This window comes from Pseudomonas sp. SHLD1 (assembly GCF_028640935.1).
Taxonomy (GTDB): Bacteria; Pseudomonadota; Gammaproteobacteria; order Pseudomonadales; family Pseudomonadaceae; genus Chryseomonas; species Chryseomonas aestiva.
This window is the reverse complement of record NZ_JAQZAD010000027.1, coordinates 51,043-71,346: the sequence shown is the minus strand read 5'-3', so window position 1 is coordinate 71,346 and position 20,304 is coordinate 51,043. Positions and strand designations below refer to the sequence as shown.

At 60.2% G+C, this 20,304-nt stretch carries 19 protein-coding genes; 18 read left to right on the top strand and 1 reads right to left on the bottom strand.

The window, feature by feature from the left end:
- Positions 1-17 precede the first annotated feature (17 nt).
- Genes PVZ77_RS19415 through traN form a run of 8 tightly spaced genes read left to right on the top strand, consistent with a single transcriptional unit; the run spans position 18 to position 10,148 of the window.
- Positions 18-707 (top strand): DsbC family protein, encoded by a 690-nt coding sequence (locus PVZ77_RS19415; protein ID WP_273808359.1) that lies wholly within the window; start codon positions 18-20, stop codon positions 705-707.
- Positions 704-3,106 carry a type IV secretion system protein TraC gene (gene traC, locus PVZ77_RS19410; protein WP_108582837.1) on the top strand — a complete coding sequence of 801 codons (2,403 nt, stop codon included), beginning with the start codon at positions 704-706 and terminating at the stop codon, positions 3,104-3,106. The genes PVZ77_RS19415 and traC overlap by 4 nt, the downstream gene beginning before the upstream one ends.
- The gene (locus PVZ77_RS19405; RefSeq protein WP_074585408.1) at positions 3,103-3,423 is read left to right on the top strand and encodes a hypothetical protein; all 321 of its coding nucleotides are present in this window, start codon (positions 3,103-3,105) and stop codon (positions 3,421-3,423) included. Before traC ends, PVZ77_RS19405 begins: the two co-directional genes overlap by 4 nt.
- Complete coding sequence (gene lepB, locus PVZ77_RS19400) at positions 3,420-3,911, top strand: signal peptidase I (protein WP_257706728.1); 492 nt, start codon at positions 3,420-3,422, stop codon at positions 3,909-3,911. The genes PVZ77_RS19405 and lepB overlap by 4 nt, the downstream gene beginning before the upstream one ends.
- Entirely contained in the window at positions 3,905-5,041 is a 1,137-nt protein-coding gene (locus PVZ77_RS19395) for a TrbC family F-type conjugative pilus assembly protein (RefSeq protein ID WP_273808363.1), read from the top strand. Before lepB ends, PVZ77_RS19395 begins: the two co-directional genes overlap by 7 nt.
- Positions 5,038-5,709, top strand: a complete 672-nt coding sequence (locus PVZ77_RS19390) for an EAL domain-containing protein (protein WP_093256538.1) — start codon at positions 5,038-5,040, stop codon at positions 5,707-5,709. Before PVZ77_RS19395 ends, PVZ77_RS19390 begins: the two co-directional genes overlap by 4 nt.
- 18 nt (positions 5,710-5,727) lie before the next feature.
- A complete protein-coding gene (locus PVZ77_RS19385; protein ID WP_093256535.1) occupies positions 5,728-6,774 on the top strand; it encodes a TraU family protein in 1,047 nt (348 codons plus the stop codon).
- A gap of 8 nt (positions 6,775-6,782) precedes the next feature.
- Positions 6,783-10,148 carry a conjugal transfer protein TraN gene (traN, locus tag PVZ77_RS19380; RefSeq protein WP_273808365.1) on the top strand — a complete coding sequence of 1,122 codons (3,366 nt, stop codon included), beginning with the start codon at positions 6,783-6,785 and terminating at the stop codon, positions 10,146-10,148.
- A 45-nt stretch (positions 10,149-10,193) separates the two neighbouring features.
- Here the strand turns inward: traN and PVZ77_RS19375 are convergent, their stop codons facing one another.
- Positions 10,194-10,847, bottom strand: coding sequence for an AcaB family transcriptional regulator (locus PVZ77_RS19375; RefSeq protein ID WP_093256530.1), 654 nt, complete (start codon positions 10,845-10,847; stop codon positions 10,194-10,196).
- A 438-nt stretch (positions 10,848-11,285) separates the two neighbouring features.
- Between PVZ77_RS19375 and PVZ77_RS19370 the strand changes: the two genes are divergently transcribed.
- The 10 genes from PVZ77_RS19370 to PVZ77_RS19325 all read left to right on the top strand — a co-directional run bounded on the left by PVZ77_RS19370 (position 11,286) and on the right by PVZ77_RS19325 (position 20,289).
- Positions 11,286-11,597, top strand: coding sequence for a hypothetical protein (locus PVZ77_RS19370; protein WP_108576343.1), 312 nt, complete (start codon positions 11,286-11,288; stop codon positions 11,595-11,597).
- 114 nt (positions 11,598-11,711) lie between these two features.
- Complete coding sequence (locus PVZ77_RS19365; protein WP_169887004.1) at positions 11,712-11,903, top strand: hypothetical protein; 192 nt, start codon at positions 11,712-11,714, stop codon at positions 11,901-11,903.
- 224 nt (positions 11,904-12,127) lie between these two features.
- Positions 12,128-12,709 (top strand): single-stranded DNA-binding protein, encoded by a 582-nt coding sequence (gene ssb / locus PVZ77_RS19360; protein ID WP_273808367.1) that lies wholly within the window; start codon positions 12,128-12,130, stop codon positions 12,707-12,709.
- A gap of 70 nt (positions 12,710-12,779) precedes the next feature.
- Positions 12,780-13,907, top strand: a complete 1,128-nt coding sequence (locus PVZ77_RS19355) for a RecT family recombinase (protein WP_273808368.1) — start codon at positions 12,780-12,782, stop codon at positions 13,905-13,907.
- A 68-nt stretch (positions 13,908-13,975) separates the two neighbouring features.
- Entirely contained in the window at positions 13,976-14,989 is a 1,014-nt protein-coding gene (locus PVZ77_RS19350) for a YqaJ viral recombinase family nuclease (protein WP_074585422.1), read from the top strand.
- Between the two features lie 210 nt (positions 14,990-15,199).
- On the top strand, positions 15,200-16,249 hold the full coding sequence (locus tag PVZ77_RS19345) for an AAA family ATPase (RefSeq protein WP_273808369.1): 1,050 nt from the start codon (positions 15,200-15,202) through the stop codon (positions 16,247-16,249).
- Positions 16,246-16,710, top strand: coding sequence for a hypothetical protein (locus tag PVZ77_RS19340; RefSeq protein ID WP_257706735.1), 465 nt, complete (start codon positions 16,246-16,248; stop codon positions 16,708-16,710). Before PVZ77_RS19345 ends, PVZ77_RS19340 begins: the two co-directional genes overlap by 4 nt.
- A 60-nt stretch (positions 16,711-16,770) precedes the next feature.
- Positions 16,771-17,097: a DUF5983 family protein gene (locus tag PVZ77_RS19335; protein ID WP_257706736.1), complete on the top strand. Its 327-nt coding sequence runs from the start codon at positions 16,771-16,773 to the stop codon at positions 17,095-17,097.
- A 195-nt stretch (positions 17,098-17,292) separates the two neighbouring features.
- A complete protein-coding gene (locus PVZ77_RS19330) occupies positions 17,293-18,489 on the top strand; it encodes a DUF3150 domain-containing protein (RefSeq protein ID WP_273808370.1) in 1,197 nt (398 codons plus the stop codon).
- Positions 18,490-18,555: 66 nt separating this feature from the next.
- On the top strand, positions 18,556-20,289 hold the full coding sequence (locus PVZ77_RS19325; protein ID WP_273808371.1) for a VWA domain-containing protein: 1,734 nt from the start codon (positions 18,556-18,558) through the stop codon (positions 20,287-20,289).
- The last annotated feature ends 15 nt before the right edge of the window (positions 20,290-20,304 follow it).

Genomic DNA, 20,304 nt, shown 5'->3' with positions numbered 1-20,304 from the left:
CAAATAGAGGTGCCGTCATGCTGTGTAAGATTCTTACAAGCGCTGTGCTCGCTGCCAGCGCCTTATCCTTCCAACTGGCTTTCGCCCAGAGCGCAACAGACACGGCACCGCTACCGATCAACGGAATGATCGCCGCCGTGAAAAACGAAAAGTTGGCCTTTGTCAGCGACAACGGCCGCTTTGTGTTCCGCGGCTCGCTGTACGACACCTGGAGCCAGAAGGAAATCACCACCCTCGCTGAGGCCGAGCGAGCATCGAACTACATCGATCTGGCCAAGCTGCGCTTCCGGGTGGACGACCTAGCGCCTTTCACCTTCGGCACCGGCTCGAAAGAAGTGGTCATCTTCACAGATCCGCTCTGCCCATCCTGTCACCAGCTGGTGCAGGACCTGAAGCAGGTGAAGGGCTACACCTTCAAGATCCTGGAACTGTCCGCAATGGGCCCCGATAGCGGCAAGATCGTTCGAAGCCTGCACTGTGCCAAGGACAAGTCCGAGGCGCTTGCTGTGGCCCTGGGCGAGACGAAGCCGCGTGTGGTCGATCAGGTCGGAGACGACTGCGACACCTCCGCTATCGGCAAGCGAATCATCAGCGCGCAGATGTTCGGGGTGAAGGGCGTTCCCTTCATGATCCGTAATGACGGCCTGGTCCGCCATGGGTACGAGAAGGGCAGCCTGGAGCCTTGGCTTGCGGGTGCCAGCCAATGACCAGCTATGTGAAGGGTAACTTTCCGATCGGGGATCTGCTGAGCGTTACGGCGTTCGACGAGGCCAACATGGTCTTTCTCCTCGACGACAACCAGATTGGATTCTCTTTCCTTTGCCAGCCGCTCCCCGGCAGTGATGGGAAGGAAGGCGAGCAGTTGAAATCCGTCCTTAAACAAGCGTGGCCCGCCAACGCAAGTGTCAACTTCTGCCTGTTCGCCTCGCAAAATATCAATAATCCTATCAATGCGATGCTTCGCTTGAGAAATGATACTCCGGAAGGGGTGATCAAGACTGCATTGAAAAATCGCTCGGAATACCTGTTCAAGGGAACTCTGGACCCTATTGACGATTATTCTGGAATCAAGGTCCGTGATATTCACCTTGTAATTACTGTCATGATGCCTATCGCGAATGTCGAACCGACTGACCGTGAAACGCAAATGGCGAGTGAGATCCGCTCCCAATTCGATTCCGTTTTTAAGTCGGTCGGATTGGCGCCGATTGGTATGGGGCGTAATCTCTATCTAGAGGTAATGTCCTCTATCTTGAATCAGGGCGCAGAAGCATCTTGGCGTGACCGAAACGAAATTGAAGCGGATGATGACAAGCCGCTAAAAGTTCAGCTCCTGGATTACGATCGCACGTTGATTCCGCACAAGGATCATCTCCAGATTGGAGATACCCTGGTCAAATGTCTTTCCGTGAAGAAGTTTCCGCGGCGCACGTTGCAGGGAGCGGCCGGATGGTATCTCGGAGATCTGCTCACCGGTGCAACGGGTATTCGCGAAAACTGCCTGATCAGCTTCACGATCTATTTCCCGGAGCAGCAGGGGTTTAAGGACAAACTGGGCGCGAAACGCCAGTGGGTAAATAACCAAGCATACGGTCCTTTGCTGAAGTTCGTGCCAAAGCTGGGCGCAAAGAAGCATGGTATGGATGCGCTGTTCAAAGAGCTTGACGAGGGCGAGTCTGCTGTCCGCTGCAATATGACCATGGTGGTCTTCGCTCCAAACCGTGATCGCCTGATCCGCGCTGCGGCTGAAGCGCGCAACTACATGAGCATCCGCCAATTTACCTTCATGGAGGATCGATTCTTTGTCCTCCCAATATTCCTCAATGCGCTTCCCTTCGGAGCTGATCCTAAAGCTGTTGAGGAGCTTTACCGTTATAAGTCTATGGCTATCACCCAGGCCCTTCCCCTGGTTCCTATCTATGCAGACTGGAAGGGGACCGGCACGCCAACGATGCAGTTCGTATCGCGAAACGGACAGCTGATGTCCTATTGTCTATTCGATTCGGATACCAACTATAACGCTACAATCGCGGCGCAATCTGGTAGTGGTAAGTCGTTCCTGACCAACTATCTGATCACTTCGTATCGCTCGATCGGCGCTCAGGTGTGGGTGATCGACGTTGGTCGCTCCTACTTGAAGTTGGCGAAAGCATTCGACGGCGACTTCGTGGAATTCACCCAGGAGTCTCAAATTTGCCTGAATCCTTTCGAGCTCGTTCAAGATTACTCTGAAGAAGAAGATGTACTGATTGGGCTTTTGAGCGCAATGGCCGCGCCCACCGCTCCGCTCTTGGACTTGCAAATTGCAGGGCTTCGCAAACACACCCATGACGTGTTTGAAAAGTTGGGCGGCGAAATGGTCGTAGACGATGTGGAGAAGTCGCTGCTAAGTGATGAGGATCCGCGTGTTCAGGACATCGGGAAGCAGCTGTATCCGTTCACTCGAGCAGGCATGTATGGCAAGTTCTTCAATGGAAAGAACAACGTTGACTTTAAAAACCCTTTTACCGTTCTCGAACTTGAAGAACTGAAAGGGCGCAAGCATCTGCAGCAAGTGGTATTGCTACAACTAATCTATCAAATCCAGCAAGCGATGTATCTGGGTAGTCGTGACCAGAAGAAGATCGTGATTATCGATGAAGCCTGGTCGTTGCTCACCGAGGGCGACGTCGCCAAGTTCATCGAACACGGTTACCGCCGGTTCCGTAAGTACAACGGCTCGGCGATCACGATCACCCAGTCCGTGAACGACCTGTACGCGAACTCTACCGGCCGGGCGATCGTAGAAAACTCCGCGCATCAGTTCCTGCTCGGCCAGAAGGCCTCCGCGATCGATCTGATCCAAAAGGAAAAGCGCCTCTCGCTCACGGAGGGTGGCTTCAAACTACTCAAGTCGGTGCACACAGTACGAGGCCAGTACTCCGAAATCTTCTTCTCGACCGAACATGGTTCCGGAATCGGGCGGTTGACGGTCGACAAGTATTCCAACCTGCTTTACAGCACCTTCGCGAAAGACGTTGAGGATATTGGGCGTTATACCGACCAGGGTATCCCGACGGCAGAAGCCATCACACGGGTGATGGCTGATCGGGGGCTGGCGGCATGAACCAGACCCTCTCGACGGTCCTGATCTCCGCACTCGTCTCCATGGCGGTGGTCACTGGCTACGCCTGGCTGTTCAAAACGGACGAATTCGGCACCCAGATCGCAATCGTCGATTACGACGCTGCCACCCGAAACGTCGATGTGCGTGACCCGCAAGCGGTAGATGCGGCCATGGCAGCGCTACGCGCCTCGGCGAATAAGCTCGCTGCCAACGGCTTCGTCACCATCGATAAGCGCGCGGTGGTCAGCTATCCCGCAGAGCTTGAGGTGCCAGCGAGCGCGCCGGGAGCTGCGAAGCAAGCCGAGGATGCCGAGTGAACCGCCACCTCAGGTTTCTGCTGAAGGCCCTTCCATTCAGCTTACTGGCCGCCGGCGCGGCCTGGTACGCGACGTCGCGCTACGAGATAGGGATCGATCCGCAGAAGAACACGTGCCTGGACTGGCGGGTGTTCTTGATCGACCGTTATGACCAGACCGTCGAGCGTGATGCCATCTATGCGTTTCGCTCGACCCAGATGGAACCGTTCTTCCGCAATGGCACCAAGGTCATCAAGTACGTCCGTGGCGTGCCGGGTGACCGAGTCATCGTGACCCCCGAGCGGGTAACTATCAACGGTGAGGCCCAGGGCCAAGGCGTGCTGCTGGCCAAACGGCTCGGAAAGCCTGCAAGTCGTTACCGTCGTGACGAGATCGTACCAGCGGACCAGCTCTGGTTCATGGGCACCTCCCTGGACAGCTTTGACTCTCGCTACTGGGGCTACGTCAGCAAGGTCGACGTGCTCGGCCGGGCGTACCCGATATGGTGAGCCTGCGCGCGGTAATAGGTGTCGTTGCGCTGTTGTTTGCCACGCTCTCGGCCGCCGACAGCGCCGTTGAGCAAGAGCAGGCGGCGCTGGAGCATTTCGCCGCTGATCTCAAGGAGATGCAGGTCAGCACTAAGCAGCAGGTCGACTTCACGCTGCGTAACGAAGACTTCAGCTACCTGAAGCAAAGCCAACCGCTGGCAAGCCCTCTCGAAGCGCCCAAGCCGCCGGTAGACACCCGGAAGGTTGTCTACCAGATCCTGGTGTCGTGGTCCCTGGGCGAGGCAGAGATCAAGCAGCTGCTGCAGAACTATGACGGTGACGAGTCGGTAGAGCTCGTCTTCCGCGGTGTGCCCGAAGACATGCCGTTTGCCCTGGCGCTCGCCAAGCTGCAGCGCCTGTCGCTCGAGACCAAGACCAAAACATCGGTGCTGATCAATCCGGTGGTGTTCGAAGAGGCCGGCGTCGACCAGGTGCCGGCGATTCGCAAGTTGGTTGATCAGAAGGCGGTTTACCTGGCGAAGGGCACCACCTCCACCGCGAGCGCGGACGAGGCCTTTGCCCGTCGCAAAGAGCCAGTGCTGTCGCTGGGTCCTCTGGTCGAGATCGCCGAACGTGACCTCATCGAGGTGATGAAAGAGCGGCTGGCCAAAGTCGACATGGAAAAGATGAAAGCGCGCGCCCTGAACACCTTCTGGGACAAGCAGACGTTCGCCGAGCTGCCACGCGCCACCCGGCATCGAGTGCGCGCCCTGGATCCCACGGTGCTGGTGCCTTCGGACATGACCGCGGCAGATGGCACTGTGATCCACAAGGCGGGCGATCGGATCAATCCGCTCGACATGCGTCCCTTCACCCAACGCCTGGTGATCATCGACCCGCTCGACCCGCAGCAGGTCGCCCTGGCCAAGAAGCAGGTTGCGGATTACGGCGCCAAGCAAAACGTCGTGGTGATCGTTTCGCGCGTGGCGCGGGAGCAAGGCTGGGATGGCTTCGCCGCCCTGCAGAACGAGATCGACCACGCCGCCTATGTCCTGCGCGATGACGTGCGCAGCCGCTTCGCCATCGACTTCGTGCCGTCTGTTGTGACGGCCGATCGCCATAGCTTCTACATCGAGGAGTTTGCGCCGTGATCGAGCTTGCCTTGCAGAAAATCCATCATCAGAACGGCGCGGTTCTTGGGCACGAGGTCCTGGCCCGCAAGACCACCGTCCAGGGCGTCCTGGGGCCCGGCGTCTTCATGTCCGGCGCGACCGATGAGGACTGGGAACGCCTGGACGCGGATGTGATCGGCCTGGTCGTAGCGCGGGCGCATGAGTTACCTGCCAGGGGCATCCTGTTCATCAATCTGAGCCCGGCATCGCTGCTCAACCTGCTGCACCTGAACCGGCTCTGTCAGCTGGTCAGCGGCCTTTCGCTTTCCGTGTGCTTCGAGATTCCCGAGCTTTCTCCCCTCCAGGGCGTCGACCTGGAGGAGCGGCTGGTGATGATCCGTCGGCACGGTATCGCCGTGGCCATCGACGACTATGGCCAGGACAGCGCGGATTCGGCCCGTCTCAAACGGCACGCCTGGGACTTCTGCAAGATCGATCTGCCGGCACTGGCCCGCAGTATCAACCTGGACTGGGTCATTGATGCGCGTGATCACTGCACCCGCTGCGGTACCGGTTTGATCCTCGAGAAGGTCGAGCAGGAGCACCTCCTGTGCGAGGTGCTGCTACCGCTCACCGGCGCCGCCCGCCAGGGCTTCGGGTTGTCGATGCCCTTCCTCCTTCCTGCTGCTGCGCTCGCCGCCTCCTGACTCAAGGCCTTTGAACCCATGTTGATTCGCTATGCAGCGGCTCTGATCCTGTTACTGGCCGTTTTCGGCTCCAACGGCGCGCGGGCAGCCGAAGCGTCCACGCCAACAGCGTCCTGCCCGAACGCCGAGCTGTTCAGCGGCAAGCTGTTCACCGACATCTGCTGGGCGTGCCTCTTCCCGATTCGTATCGCCGGCATTTCCATCACGCCAGGCGATGCGCCGCGGGGGGCCTCGAAGAAAAGTCTCTGCATGTGCGAGGACAACCTCGGGATCTGGAAGCCGGGAATCGTGAACTCCATGTGGGAGCCGGCGCGTTTGATCGAGGTGGTGCGCAAGCCGGGCTGCCTGCCTGCGCTTGGCGGCGTGACGCTCGCTATCGGCGACAAGCGACTGTGGGGAACCCACGCCGACGCCACGACCGGCAACCAGGTGAGCCACGAGCGGATGTCGTTCTACAACGTCCACTACTACGCTTTTCCGCTGCTCTCGATCCTCGAGATGTACATGCCCAAGCGTTGCTCACCGGATGGCTATGCGGACTTCGACATCATCCAGCTTTCCGAGATAGATCCCACCTGGACGAACGACGAGTTGGCCTTCTTCGTCAATCCCGAAGCCGCTGCTGTCGCTAACCCGATAGCCCAGGCGGCGTGCACGGCAGATGCCGCGCTGGGTGTGGTCGGTAAGGAGCCGCTGACCTCCCTGTGGTGGTGCGCCGGGACCTGGGGTGAGATCTACCCCATGGCCGGCACCACGCTGCCGAACGATTTCGGCCGGACCACTTCGCTACTCGCTGCCCGGACGCTGGCCACCCAGCACCGGCGCGGCCTGGCACACCTGACGATGGGCGATGACACCCTTTGCCGGGGATCCATCTTCCCGACCATTCCCAAGTCGCAATACAAGATGTCGATGTTCTTCCCGCGCGCAGAGACCAAGAAGGGGCACTACATCGGCGCAAGCCCCCTGACGTGGCAAGGCGGCGAAGGGCGCGCCATTCCCCAGGTCGGCGAAGACGCGCTCTACATGATGTTCCGTTGGAACGACTGCTGTAACACCCTGTGAGGCACCCGATGCGCAATCCAATCTTTGCCCGGGTGGTCGCCGCTATCACCCTGTTCTTTTACGCCTATGCGTGCCCTGTCATGGCCTGGGCCGACAGCGTGACTGCCTCAGCCGCGACCGGCACTGCGACGGCAAAGGAGGCGCTGAACGCCTGGTCGCCACCGTCCGCCAGCTCAACGGAGATCACCTTTGGCTCGGACGCGGCGAAGCAGTCGGTCAGTATCTCGGAGCTGTTCCCCGGGGTGACCGACTCTTCCAACACCAGCGCGCTCAGCAACATCTACGGCGATGACAAGGCGACGATGGCGGCTGGCAGCGATGCCAACCTGCGGCTGACCTCGGAGGAGTCCTCTAGCGGTGAGGCCTATCGCCTGCTGCGCGGTAACGTCTCCCAGACGCGCCCCGATCTGACCAATGATCCGTTGTGGAACAACACCGACAAGATCATCGACAACCAGGCGCTCTTCAACAAGGAGTTCTCGGACTGCAAGCAGAATACGGAGTACACCAAGGGCACGACCACAAAGCATGTGAGCGAGCTCAAGCAGTGCGAACGGGTGACCGATAAGTCCGGCAGCTACACGCTCAAGCATGAGTACCTGGCAGGGGTCGTCCGATACTACGACGGTCCAGCGAACGTCCAGTCTTGCGGTGAGGGCTGCGTCGATATCTGGCTGGGTCAAGTCGGCAACGACTATTGGCGCGGCAGCTGCACCATCTTCGAAAACGAGATGAAGTTCGAGGTCATCAAGCCCGAAGCGATCCAGAGCGCGCAACTGGTCTATGCGAAGTGGGACGACTACATGCAGGTGCTCGTCGGCGGGACCAAGGTATGGTCTGGCCCGAACGAGAACTTCCCCCCGGAGACAGACGGGGCATGCGAGCTCGATACGTCTTGGGAGACGAATCCCGACGTCAACATGACCTCGATTGTCAAAAAGGGAGGTGTCATCCCCTTCAAGATCCGCGCATCGGTCACCGGCCGCGGTGAGGCCTACGCCAAGCTGCGCATTCTCTATGACCCTCAGGAGGTCATCAGCAACGACAACTGGTACCCGCCGGAGGCTGCCGAGGCCGTGACTGCGGTGAACGACGGCGCCTGCCAGGGCAAGTTCGTTTGCAACAAGATGCCTGACGTGGACGAGAACGGTTGCGCGGTCATCAACGGCACGCGGGTATGTGAAAGCAGCTTCAAGAACAAGTCCCCGGCATCCGGAATATCGCCACTGTGCCAGGAGGTATCGGTCGACGCGCAATGCAACTTCTACAAGGGCGACATGCAGTGCTACACCGACGCCCAGGGCAACGAGCAGTGCCCCACCAATAGCGATAAGACTTGTGCGGTGTCCCACGACATGCGTGTGGTGGAGGTGCCGGTATCAGCTCGGTTTGCGGTAGAGGATGCTCCGGGCGCCGGTGAGACCAATCGGGTCGAGGTCGACTTCCTGGCCGGTACCTACCGAAATACCTCCAGCAACCTACGCAGCGACGGCTATGTGGATCAGGCCTCACTGGACGTGATGTGCAAGAAAGGCGCGGACGGCAAGCGGCTTCCGCAACGCTTCGCCGTATCGAGCACCGCGATCTGGACGGGGCACAAGTTTGCCCCCAATACCTTGACCGAGGACTCGCTGAATATCGTTCAGATGCCGACGTGCGACAACGGCCTGAAGATGGTCGTCGACGTGAAAGACACCGGCAAAGGCAGGCCTGGCGCGTTCTATGCTCATGAGCTCAAGCTGAAGAACGTGCGCATCGATGGTGAGTCATTCGGTCCCCAGTACTGCATCGATTCGGCGAACAAAATCCAGAACGGCCAATGCTCAGAGGGCGGCAGTGTCACAGTTACCCGGGGCGTGGCCAGCGGGTGCTTGAACCTGAAGGGGGTGACGATTTGCCCGGGCGATGACATGTACAACGCCATGAAGCCTTCCCCGATCAAGGGCGTCGATAAGCTCTTTCAGAACGTCAAGGTGCAGGGGTGCGTGACCGGCGGACTCAACCTGGACACCTGTACCAAGTTCGAGGCTGACAAGCAGTGCGGCTTCATCTCTCGCCAGTGCGTGGACGGCGCCGAGGGCGAGTCGGGCAAATGCTACGTCACGGAGGAAACGTGGGACTGTGGCCATGAAGTTGAGGTCCCGACGTCTACCTCAAACACCAGCTATCAGTGCGATGGACCTGTTCGTTGCCTGGGCACCGAATGCTTCAGCCCGACGGACGAAAAATCCACCGACTTCGGTTACGCCGCGGCGGCGCTGCAGATTGCCCAGTTCGCGGAGCATGACCTGGACTGCGGTGAGAACCCGACCGACACCTCCACCGACCACAACTGCAAGGTCTGGAAGGGCGAGCCTATGGAGTGCAAAAAGGCGGTCGGCGGTTGGGTCGATTGCTGTGAGGCGCCGGATGGCATCTCGCTCATGGATTACGTGTCGCTGACCATGAGTACCATCAGCCTCACCGAGAAGATGGGCATCATCGATACCTCGGCCGCCTCCTCTGCAGCTTGGACCTTCGGCAAAGAGCTACTCAGTGGCAATGGCTTTGGGACAGCGTGGCAAACCGCCTCGAGTTCTACGACGGGCGCTACAACGATCAGCCAAATGATCGGTCTCGATTTCATCAAGCAGAAAATGATGAACTACGCGGCGGAGTGGACAGCCAATACCTTCGGTACGGCCGCGGCTAATACTATCTTTGCTAGCGGGACCGCAGGAACAGCAGGCACGGGCCAATATGCATCAACTAACGCTGCTACCGGCGCGGTAAGTACCGCGCCGAATGCTACGTTTGCCGCTGGAGTTGCCTCCGCTCTATCCGTCATTATGATCGCGTACACGATCTACACCATCGCAAACATAATGGTCCAGATCATTTGGGAGTGTGAGCAGGCTGAGTTCGCTCTCGCGGCCAAGAAAGAGACCAAGGTATGCCATTTCATCGGAAGCTATTGTGCCTCTAAGTCCCCAATGGGCTGCATCGAGAAGCGAGAGTCCTACTGCTGCTTCAACTCCCCGCTCGGTCGCATCATTCAGGAGCAGGCACGGCCCCAGCTGGGGCGCACTTGGGGTGACGCGGAAAATCCAACCTGCGAAGGGATATCTGTAAACGATCTGTCTAAGTTGGATTGGAGCAAGATAGATATTTCTGAGTGGATCGACATCCTGCAGATCACGAACAACTATCCGACTGCGGACAAGATTAATCTCGATAACCTCACCGGTAATGGCTCTGCATTGAACATGGGCGGAATGGGTAGGAAGAACACCCTTCAGCGTAATAATGAGATCGTAGATAACTTGGAAGAAACATTCCCGGATGTGCGCAACGCATCTGAAAATAGTTTGAGAGGGACGTTCACAGACAAGTAGCTATAAAAAAGGCGCCGTTAAGGCGCCTTTTTTTGGTGAGGTAGATCACGCCGCTGCGGCATCCAGTTCGCTGACAGCGGCTGCGGTTTGCTGGTCGAGGGCGTTCTCTTCGCCGACTTCGCCCACGGTGCGAGCGATCTCTGCGGCATCGGGACTTTTCCGCGCTTTGGCTCGAGCGTCGGTCGCCATGGCCTGCAGCTTGCGCACTACGCGCATGAGCTGGCGCTTACGCTCGTTGCCCGTCATGTCGTTGCGGTCAGAGGGCAGGACGCCGAGCAGCCAGGCCGTCTGGGCCTGCACCAGCATCTCATCGAAGCTCTGGATGATGTGGGCCAGGCGCATGATGAGAGGGGTCGAGATCGTGAAGGTGAACGTAGCCGCGTTGTCGTACCGAGCAACCATCCCTTCTTGGCCAGCGGCCTTCAGGATGGCCACGAAGCGATCGCGCTCGTCGCTGATCTCTTTTTCGAGCTTGAGGATCAGGCTTTCCACGGCCTTCATCACGTCGGCATGGCTGAACGCGTTGTTCCGGTGTGCGAGGGCACGGGCGATAACGTCTACGGTGTAGAGCGCGCGCGCGGCCCCTTCGAAACAGCGGCGATGGACCTGCTGCGCCTGTTCGGTTTTGAGTACGTATTGGGACTGCAGCGTCGGGGCGGAATAGCTTCCTTGGGGTTTGAAATCGCTTCCGTTGGCCATGGTCGGCTCCTTGGGTTGGGGAGCTTCTACCATAAGGTGGCCATCGCCCAGGCCAGGGCCAATTCACCCCGGTGGAGGGAGCGGATTAGGGGGTTTACAGGTGTAGTGGCACAGCGATATTCTGGAGTCTACTTCGCCCAAGCAATGTCGCTTGTGTGTCGTACCCCCTGATTCCATCAGGCGGGTCTATGTGTAGCTGGTCACTCTACTAGCACTATCTGGTCACGATTCGCGGTCGTGACTAATCCCAAAAGGGTTTCTATCCCTTTTGGGATGGAGGCCCTTTTTTTCTTGGAGGCCTCCATTCATGAGAAAGTTGATCCTTTGCATCGCTATCGCGTTTGCCTCCGTGCAATACGTTGTAGTCCCGTCTATACAGTCGTCCCCTGCTGCCAATCAGATCCGCGCGCACCATCAAGCGCTCGAGGAGGCTGGCAAATGAAACTGATTCCATACCTTCTGGTTCTGGCTTTCATCTGGGGTCTGTATCGTCTTTTCAAAAATCGCTCGAAAGCACCTGAACGTCAGGAGCCTACGATCGCCTTGCGAGAAGACATCGACGTTAAGCTTGAGTCGCCGCTCTCGGCCGCTCCAGCAAAAGCAGCACCTGCCCTTGTGATTGACCCGCCTGTTTCTGAACAGCCTCGGCTGCGCGGAGCTACGCGTGTCAGTTCTCTGCCGCCAGCAGTCGACTACTCGGAATACGAGTCGCCGGCCTGGCAGCGTAGCGGCAAGCCGCTCAGTTTCTGAGCCGTGGACTGCCCCTCCGGGGGCAGTGCTGCATGGACCTCCCTTGCGGGTGGTCCACCCAAGCGCCCCCGAAGAACGGGCGTTTCGGTGGACCACCCGACGAGGATTTCCACCATGCGACTGAATGTACAAGCCATCTATGAAGTGGATAGTCGGGAGCTACACCTCGGCGAGAAGTCGGTACCTGTACCTGACCATATCGCCGAGACTGTAGACCCGGACGCTTTGGACCTGCGCCGACTAGCGCGCTGGGCCAAGTCGATAGGACTGATCGCCGCGACCGCGCATGTGGCGGTTTGTCCTTGATCCCGCAATAGCCGAGGGGAGCCACTCCCCTCGGAAGCTTTTCCCGCCTGGCCTTGCCTCAAGCCCAGCCGGAAGGAGCTTCTCCTGCCCAAACCATGACTTTCGAGCACCCTCTGCAGGGCGCTTGATTGCAGCAGCTGAACTGTTTCCGTCAGCACCTCCCTTCCACCCTGCGGGGCTTCTTCCCCATAGGGGCAAGGCGCCTCGGTTACCGGAGATTTCTCATGGCTCGTGGCGTCAACAAAGTCATCCTCGTCGGCAACGCCGGTGCGGATCCCGAAACCCGTTACATGCCCAACGGCAATGCCGTAACCAACGTCACCTTGGCCACCAGCGAAAGCTGGAAGGACAAGCAGACCGGGCAGCAGCAAGATCGAACGGAATGGCACCGCGTCGTGTTCTTCGGCCGCTTGGCCGAGATCGCCGGCGAGTACATCCGTAAAGGCTCCCAGGTCTATGTCGAAGGCACGCTTCGCACGCGCAAATGGCAAGGGCAGGACGGCCAGGATCGCTATACCACCGAGGTAGTCGTCGACATCAACGGCAATATGCAGTTGCTCGGCGGCCGCGGCAATGGCGCTGCCCAGGGAGGTGACTACGACGATCAGCAGAGCGCACCAGCGCCCCAACGATCGCCGCGGTCACAGCAGGCACCGGCGTCGTCGGCGCCGGCGAAAAATCGGCCGCAGCAAGCACCGCGGCCGCAACAGCAGCCTCGCCCTCAGCAACAACCCACCCCAGGAGATTACGACTCGTTCGACGACGACATCCCGTTCGCGAAAGTGCCGTATCTCTGCATGCTGTAACGCTTCAATCCAATAACCCTTGCGGGCGTCTCCCGCTCGGGGGACCTCCGCATCCTCACCGGAGGTTCACATGTCCCGTTCTATCCAATCCCAGAACACTCAGCAGGTAACCCAGCGCGATCAACAGGCGCAGGATCTGCTCAGCGGTATCGAGGCGGAATGCATCCAGATCGTCACCCGTTCGCAGAGCGGCGTGAACTGGGCGCAGGAGGCGTTGTTTGCCTACCACGCCATGCTGTCCAACGAAACGCTGATGAAGTGCGCAATCAACAACAAGCTCAGCTTCAAGCTTGCGATGCAGCAGATCGCAGCGACAGGGCTGACGCTCAATCCCAACGAAAAGATGGCCTTCCTGGTCCCGCGCCAGGGCAAGGTGATCGCTGACGTTTCGTTCCGCGGTTTGATCAAGGTGGCCACCGACAGCCGCGCTGTCGATATGGTGGTGGCGGAGGTCGTCTACAGCGGCGATCGCTTCATCTACCGAGGTGCGACTGCCGAGCCTGAGCATGTCTTTGACCCGTTCCTCGACGTGAGCGAGCGCGGGACGTTTCGCGGCGTCTACACCACCGCCTACCTGGCAACAGGACGGGTCATGGTGAAGGCGATGCGGGCGGCGGATGTGTTCAAAGCACGGGACATGTCGGCGGCCTGGACCTCTCAAGGTCCTGGTAAGCGCGGTCCTTGGGAGACGCACTTCGAGGCGATGGCGATCAAGACGGGTATCAAGTCAGCGCGCAAGTACTGGCCTACGACCAACCCGGTACTCGACCAGGTCATCGATTACCTCAACACCGAAGGTGAGGAGGGAATCGCTGGCACAGCGTTGAGTGCTTTGGACGGTGTTGCGAGTGCGTCGATGGTGCCGGCGTCCGCGCCGGCCTCTCAGGCGCAGGGCGGCAACGTCTATGACCATGTCGGTGACCAGCCGCATGATCGTCGCCAGCAGGAGAGGATCAATGAGCAGGTTCCACGTGAGCAGCCCGGTCGCACCCAGGTGCAGCCGGCCGCTCAAGGTGCTTCTGGCCAAGGACGTGAGGTGACGCGCGAGCGAATCCATAGCGTCTGCGATCGCGCGGCACGAACCCGCAGCTGGGAAGGGGCCTGTTCCTGGGCAGAGCAAAACCTCACGGGTGAGGCTCTGACCTATGCACTGGGTCTTTTCAAGCAGAAGCAAGCCGCGCAAGCACAGGCGGCCTAGCCCAAACCCAACCCTAACGGGGCTTCATCCCCGTTGGGGCTGGGGTCCCTCCTAACCTGGAGGTGATGATGAATATTGTCGACTTGCGCCAGCGCACGCCGGAATGGCACGCCTGGCGCCGGCAAGGCATCACGGCGACCGCGACAGCGGTCATCTTGGGCCAGCATGTTGAAAAGACGCGCTGGCGGTTGTGGGCGGAGCTCACTGGCCGTGTCGCGCCGCTGGATCTGTCCATGATTCCTCAGGTCCGCCTGGGCATCTTGCATGAGCCGTATGCGGTCGCTTGGTTCGAGGAGCGGTACAAGACCACGCTATTGCCGCTATGCGGCGAGTGCGCGACGTTTCCGCTTCTTCGCGCGAGCTTCGATGGCGTCGACGACGACGGTTGCCCGGTCGAGGTAAAGGTCCCCTCGGATAAGAACTTCGATCTGGTGCTGGAGCAGGGCGAGAAGAGCGAGCCCTACCGGCTCTACTGGTGGCAGGTACAGCACCAGATTGCGGTGGCTGGCTCGGCCAGGGGCTATCTCGTGTTTTACAGCACGACCCGGCAGCCCCTGGTGTTCGAGATCCGGCGCGATCCGGACACCATCGAGCTCATCAAGCAGCAGGCGCAGTTGTTCTGGGAGTTGGTGGTCAGCGAGAAGGAGCCTGAGAAGGATCCTCAGCGCGACTACTTCACCCCGGTCGACGGTGCTCTGGTGCGCTGGGCGGCGACGGCGCAGCAGGTACGCGACGTCGACGCCTTGGCGAGCACGCTGCAGGAACAGCTGAAAGCCCTGAAGGGCCAACGCGAAGCTCTGCAGGCGGATCTCGTCGAGCAGATGGGCGGATACATGCTGGCAGAGGCGGAGGGCGTTCGCGTCGTCCGCTATCAGCAGGCCGGCAATATGCGGTGGAAGGATCTCTTCGAGAGCCGGAAGCTGCAGGCGACTGAGGAGGAGCGTCAGCGCTTCCGGCAGGCACCCTCTGAGCGAGTCCGAATCACCCTCGATTCGGATCATCCGATCACGACTGCTGCGCTGGAGGCCATGAGGCTGCCATCGGTTGACCAGGAGACGGAATCTCAGGCATTTTGCCTGTGAGGATGAAGGGGCGCGAAAGCGCCCCTGTCTCTTGCCTGGAACGTTGCGGTAAACCTCCGGTTTACCAGAGCTTTCCTGGATCTGTTCTCTGGCTATGCGGCCCGAGAGCGATAACGCAGCTGTGCGTCTTCACAGCAATCATTGAAACCCTACAGGGGCCACCACGCCCCGTAGGGGAGTGGTGCGCCTCCAACTCACTGGAGATTCACCATGAACCTTTCCTCTTGCGTCCCGATGTCCGCCTACGGTGTTACTGGTACGAACGCTGACACTATGTCGCCTGCGTTCGCTGCCGAGAATCACCCGCTGCTCGAGCTGGTACCCAAGCACAACGCGCAATTCCTGTTCCGCACCGAACTGCGTATGCCCGTGATGAACTTCCTGGCAGCGTCGGGTGGTGACTCGCTGGCACTCGTAGGTCCGACCGGCGCCGGCAAAACGTCCGTCGTCGAGCAGATCGCGGCGCGGATGCGGTACCCACTGCGCAAGGTCAATGCCCACTCCCGCATGGAAATGCCTGAGCTCATTGGTCAGATGTCGTTGCAGTGTGATCCTGTCACCGGTGATCAGCAGACCGTGTTCGCGCACGGGCCGCTGGCGCTGGCGATGAAAGAGGGCAGCATCTTCCTCCTGGATGAAGCTGACTTCCTGGATCCGGCTGTCATGGCCGGCCTCAACGCGGTATTGGAAGGCGGCGCCCTGGTGCTGGCCGAAAACCGTGGTGAGGTCATCGTGCCGCATCCCAACTTCCGCTTCATCATCACCTGCAACACGCGGGGTCAAGGTGATGAGACGGGCCTCTACACGGGTACCTTGTCCCAGAACCTTGCGTCCTGGGATCGGTACCGCATGCTGGAAGTCTCCTACCTGAGCAAGGAGGAGGAGCTCGCGGTTCTGCAGGCGACGCTTCCCCAGGTCGATGCGACGATCCTGAGCACCATGATCGATGTGGCCAATGGAGTGCGCCAGCAGTTCATCGGCAATCCCGACCAGGCGCTTAAGGCTGGCCAATCGGGGCTCACGGTTACCTTCTCGACGCGGACCCTGCTGCGCTGGGCCCGTATCGCGACGACCTACAGCACCGCTGCCAGCAAGCAAGCGAACTTCCCGTTCGCCTGCCCTCTGGCGCAGGCGCTGCGCGAGGCACTGACCAACCGGACGGACAAGCCCATGCGACTGGTGATCCATACCATCGCGAAGGACAAGTTCGGCGCGGCCTGGGCAAATGATCCTGTCGTTCCATCGGTAGTTAAACCGTGACGCTCTACTTTGCGCTGGCCCCCGCGGACCAGAACGAGTTCGAGCAGGCGAATACGCAGTGGTGGGCTGGCCAGGCATTGTCTGGCTTGAGCGCTGCTGCGGCATCTCTCGGAATCTCCGGCGCCTTCGAGGCTGTGCAGGCTTCCTTCGGGAAGCTTGCCGCGGGCTCGGTGGATCCGGAGTACGAGGTCGAAAAGGTTGTGATGCTCATTGCACTCAAGGTAGCTCTGGAGGAGCCGTCGAATCTGACCCTGTCAGACGATACCGGCGCCACATTGGAGCCCGCTCGGCCGGATGGCTGGGACCTGGTGCTGCAGCGCGTCTGCAACCTCACCGATGCGTCGATGCCGAAATGGCGTGATGCCCTGGTTACCCTGGGCGTTATGCCGCGGCCGATGGATCTTTCGAGCCTTGTGGTCGCCGATACGGCTGCTTCAGGCGAGACGTCCTTCTGCTTTTAAACCACCCTGGCGGGGCCATCCCGCTGGGGTGGCCTCCGTCCCTTACGATGGAGCGATGCAATGCAACTGAACCTCACCAAGTCGATCGAGCTGTCCAATGCCCACGTCACGCAGGAAGACTTCCTGCTGCTGGACCGGATGGCCGCCGACTATCGCGACACCCTCAAGACCAACGACACGCTCGTGCCAGCGGTGCTCGAGACCCGCGATGGCTATGTCATCTGCATCGGCAGCGTGACTATCGAAGGTCTCATCGAAGCCGGCGCATCGAAAGCCTTCAAGGACATCCTGGACTACTGCCAGAATGCCCATGACGGCGCGATCATGTACCTGGCGTTCGACCGCGACGCTGAAGTCGAGGACGATCTGCCCACGTTTGACTGGTGAATAGGGGCCTTCGGGCCCCGTTCTCTGAGCCCGATTTGCTATAGTCGGCTATAGCAAATCCGGTTCTCGGCCGCCTCCATGTGGAGGCAGCTGCGAAGTGCCAGCTGGGCACTCAAAACACCAGCAGCTCATCTCAAACCCAATGGGGGTCTCTCCCCATCGGGGAAGACTCCCGCCCAAACCGGAGTCTTCACCATGCAAACTGCTCAACCCATCAAGGAAATCGAAACCCTCAGCAAGCTCTTGCTGGTAGGTCTCGACGTCAACATCTGGTCCGGCCGCAAAAAGCTCCGTATCGAGGACCTCGGTCCTGGTGTGGATCTGCCGCCGGCGGAGCTCGCATCGCTGGGAAGCAAGCGGATCATGGATCCCGAGCAGATCAAGCGGTTCGACAACCTCAAGCGCCGCGCCCATCGCCTCCTCGAGAGCGAAGGCGTGCGCTTCCTGGGCGGCTACGGCATCCCGAACGACGCGGCTCCGGCCATCGCGAAGGAGCTCGACGACATCCAGCGCGAGTTCGGCCTTGAGATCAAATCCTTCCTCGACAACTACGACTCGAACTTCGACGCGTGGGCGCAAAAGTGGGATCAGGATCCGAAGTGGCAAGCTGCGATCGAGAAGGCCAAGACCCCGAAAGAGGTCGTGGCCCAACGTTTGGGCTTCCGCTACACCCTGGTGCGCGTGGTGCCCGACAAGTCCGATCCGGCCCTGAGCAAGGGGCTGGAGCAGGAAGTGGAGGGTCTTTCCGGACAGCTGTTCCGGGAGATCGCGGACGCGGCCGAGGACCTGGTGGATGGCAGTTTCGCCAACAAGTCCTCTGTCAGCCGCAAGGCGGTCAGCGCGATCCTGAAGATTCACCGCAAGCTCACCTCGCTTGCGTTCTTGAATCCTGGGATTCATCTGGTCGCCGAGCACATGATGTCCGTTATCGAGCAGCTCCCCAAAAAGGGGCCGTACGAGGGTGGGCATTTCCAAACGCTGCAGACACTCATGCTGTCCTTGAGTGACGAGCGCAACATCTCGAAGCTGGCCACGTCCTTCGCGGCATCTGCTGCGCAGACTGCCGCCACCGGTGGCGTGCCGGCGGCGAGTGTCGTGATCGAACAGGCCCCGGCAGCTGCTGGTGCCGTCGTAGCTTCTGCTGCCGTGATCGACCAGTCGCCGTCCCCTGCGGACGACGGCGGCATGTCCGTTGGCGAGCTGCTCGATGAGATCGCCGGTCAGCAGGCAGCACCTGGTCTTCAAGATCTGAGCTCGGTAGCTGCAGAGCTGCAGGCCCGGGCCATTGACGGGCAGGTGATCGATACCCAGATGTCGGCGTTGGGCGTTGCTACGTCTATTGCCAACATCCCAATGCCGACTACCCAGGACGCCTTGGACTTCTGCATGTAAACCAACCCCCCGGGGGCACCTGCCCCCTTTGGGGGTGGTGTGTCCTCCACTACTGGAGTGACAGCTATGCAACGTTCTCTGAGCAACGCCTTCCCGATCATCGCGCGCTACTTCTGCGACGACCTGGGGGTGCGCATCGAGTTTGGTGGAAACCAGCCGGCAACAAAGGACAAGGTGATCTACCTGCCGGTGCTCAAAGATGAGTCGCCTCGCATGGTCAACGTCTCCCTCGGGTGGACGGCCCATGAGTCGGCGCACATCAAGTACACGGACGATGAGCCCTATGAGCTGGCTAATGCAGAAAGCCCCTTCATGGGTCGCTTTCTGAACCTGCTCGAAGATCTGCGGATCGAGAAACGCATGATGGAAGACCATTACTGCGCCATCGAGCCACTGCGGGTGACTGCCCAGGAGGTGTTCCAGAAGCCTTGGAGCGCCGACGGGAAATCCGAAGCGGTGGTTTTGCACGACGCCTGCCTGATCATCGGCCGGGCGCGCTTGCTCAATCAGCCGATCGAAGAGGTCGCCGTTGTCCTGGATGCTGCGTTGGCCAACACCTTTGGTGCCGGCCGACGCGCGAAAATCCTTGGGCTACTGTCCACGGTCACCGGCTTGCCCGATACCGCGGGGGTGTATCAGCTCGCCCATCGGATACTCGATGTCTTAAACGAAGAGGAGCCTCAGCAGCCCGACGCTGGCGCGGATCCTGATCCTGCGCCGCAAGGTCAGGACCAGGGCCCGCAACAGGGCCAGGATCAAGGCGCTCAGCAAGGCCAGGATCAACCTGGTCAGGGTGAGCAGGGCAACTCCAGCAAGGGCGATCAGGCAGGTCAAGGCGACGCGCAAGCGGCGTCCGGCCAGCCTGGCGCCGATCAGCAGGGCGCTCAGCCAAGCCTGAAGCAGCGGGTGGTAAAGGCTGACTCGCAGGCCATGCAGGATGCGCTTGGGGACGTTTCATCCCAAGCCGCTACCCTGATCGGCGCCAACGCCGGCGGCACAAGCTCCACGCCGAGTTCGGTACTGGCGCACGCTGTCGGTTCACAGGCTCTGCAGCAGGACGTTGTCATCAACGGGCGCGCCGCCTCCATGGGGCTGCGCCAGGTGCTCAACGGCCTCATTCAGGGCAGCCAGAACGCACGGGTCACCGTGCGCAAAACGGGTAATCGTCTGGATACAGCGAGCCTTGCACGGGTGAGGGTTGGGGAAAACCGGATCTTCCGGAAACAGGAACCCGTGCAGCGCACCAATGCTGCTATCCAGCTGTTGCTCGATGGCTCCGGCTCTATGGGTGTGAAGACCGGCGGGCGCAAGCCTATCCAGGTTGCGGAGGAGGCGTGCTTTGCGATGCTTACGGCATTGGAGGGTATTGCCGGCGTTACCAGTGGTGCGATGGTCTTCCCTCGGGGGGATCGGGAGCAGGTCGGTGTTTTGAAACGGCACGGCCAGAACCTGGCCAGCGCAGTGGCAGAACAGCGCTTCGGCCTGACCGCTTCCGGCGGAACACCGTTGGCCAGCGCCATATGGCCGGCCGCCGGCGACCTGTTGCGCGCCAAGGGACAGCGCAAGGTGCTGATCATCAGCACCGACGGCGACCCGCGGAACGTGACCGACGTGATCGATATGGTCGCCCGGTGTCGCGCTTCAGGAATCGAGGTGTTCGCGATCGCCTATGGCGAGGCGAAGGCCACGAACCTGCAGCTGATGTTTGGCACCGGTCACTGGCAGCTGCTGGATGACCTCGGGCAGTTGCGCAGCGCCCTCCAGGCGCTCGTGCAGCGTGTGTTGACCCAGGCCGCCTAACCGCGGCCGCTGATC

Coding starts and splice junctions, on each gene's coding strand:
- PVZ77_RS19415 (WP_273808359.1), top strand. CDS start 18: ATGCTGTGTAAGATTCTTACAAGCGCTGTGCTCGCTGCCAGCGCCTTA.
- traC (WP_108582837.1), top strand. CDS start 704: ATGACCAGCTATGTGAAGGGTAACTTTCCGATCGGGGATCTGCTGAGC.
- PVZ77_RS19405 (WP_074585408.1), top strand. CDS start 3,103: ATGAACCAGACCCTCTCGACGGTCCTGATCTCCGCACTCGTCTCCATG.
- PVZ77_RS19395 (WP_273808363.1), top strand. CDS start 3,905: ATGGTGAGCCTGCGCGCGGTAATAGGTGTCGTTGCGCTGTTGTTTGCC.
- PVZ77_RS19385 (WP_093256535.1), top strand. CDS start 5,728: ATGTTGATTCGCTATGCAGCGGCTCTGATCCTGTTACTGGCCGTTTTC.
- traN (WP_273808365.1), top strand. CDS start 6,783: ATGCGCAATCCAATCTTTGCCCGGGTGGTCGCCGCTATCACCCTGTTC.
- PVZ77_RS19375 (WP_093256530.1), bottom strand. CDS start 10,847: ATGGCCAACGGAAGCGATTTCAAACCCCAAGGAAGCTATTCCGCCCCG.
- PVZ77_RS19370 (WP_108576343.1), top strand. CDS start 11,286: ATGAAACTGATTCCATACCTTCTGGTTCTGGCTTTCATCTGGGGTCTG.
- PVZ77_RS19365 (WP_169887004.1), top strand. CDS start 11,712: ATGCGACTGAATGTACAAGCCATCTATGAAGTGGATAGTCGGGAGCTA.
- ssb (WP_273808367.1), top strand. CDS start 12,128: ATGGCTCGTGGCGTCAACAAAGTCATCCTCGTCGGCAACGCCGGTGCG.
- PVZ77_RS19355 (WP_273808368.1), top strand. CDS start 12,780: ATGTCCCGTTCTATCCAATCCCAGAACACTCAGCAGGTAACCCAGCGC.
- PVZ77_RS19350 (WP_074585422.1), top strand. CDS start 13,976: ATGAATATTGTCGACTTGCGCCAGCGCACGCCGGAATGGCACGCCTGG.
- PVZ77_RS19345 (WP_273808369.1), top strand. CDS start 15,200: ATGAACCTTTCCTCTTGCGTCCCGATGTCCGCCTACGGTGTTACTGGT.
- PVZ77_RS19335 (WP_257706736.1), top strand. CDS start 16,771: ATGCAACTGAACCTCACCAAGTCGATCGAGCTGTCCAATGCCCACGTC.
- PVZ77_RS19330 (WP_273808370.1), top strand. CDS start 17,293: ATGCAAACTGCTCAACCCATCAAGGAAATCGAAACCCTCAGCAAGCTC.
- PVZ77_RS19325 (WP_273808371.1), top strand. CDS start 18,556: ATGCAACGTTCTCTGAGCAACGCCTTCCCGATCATCGCGCGCTACTTC.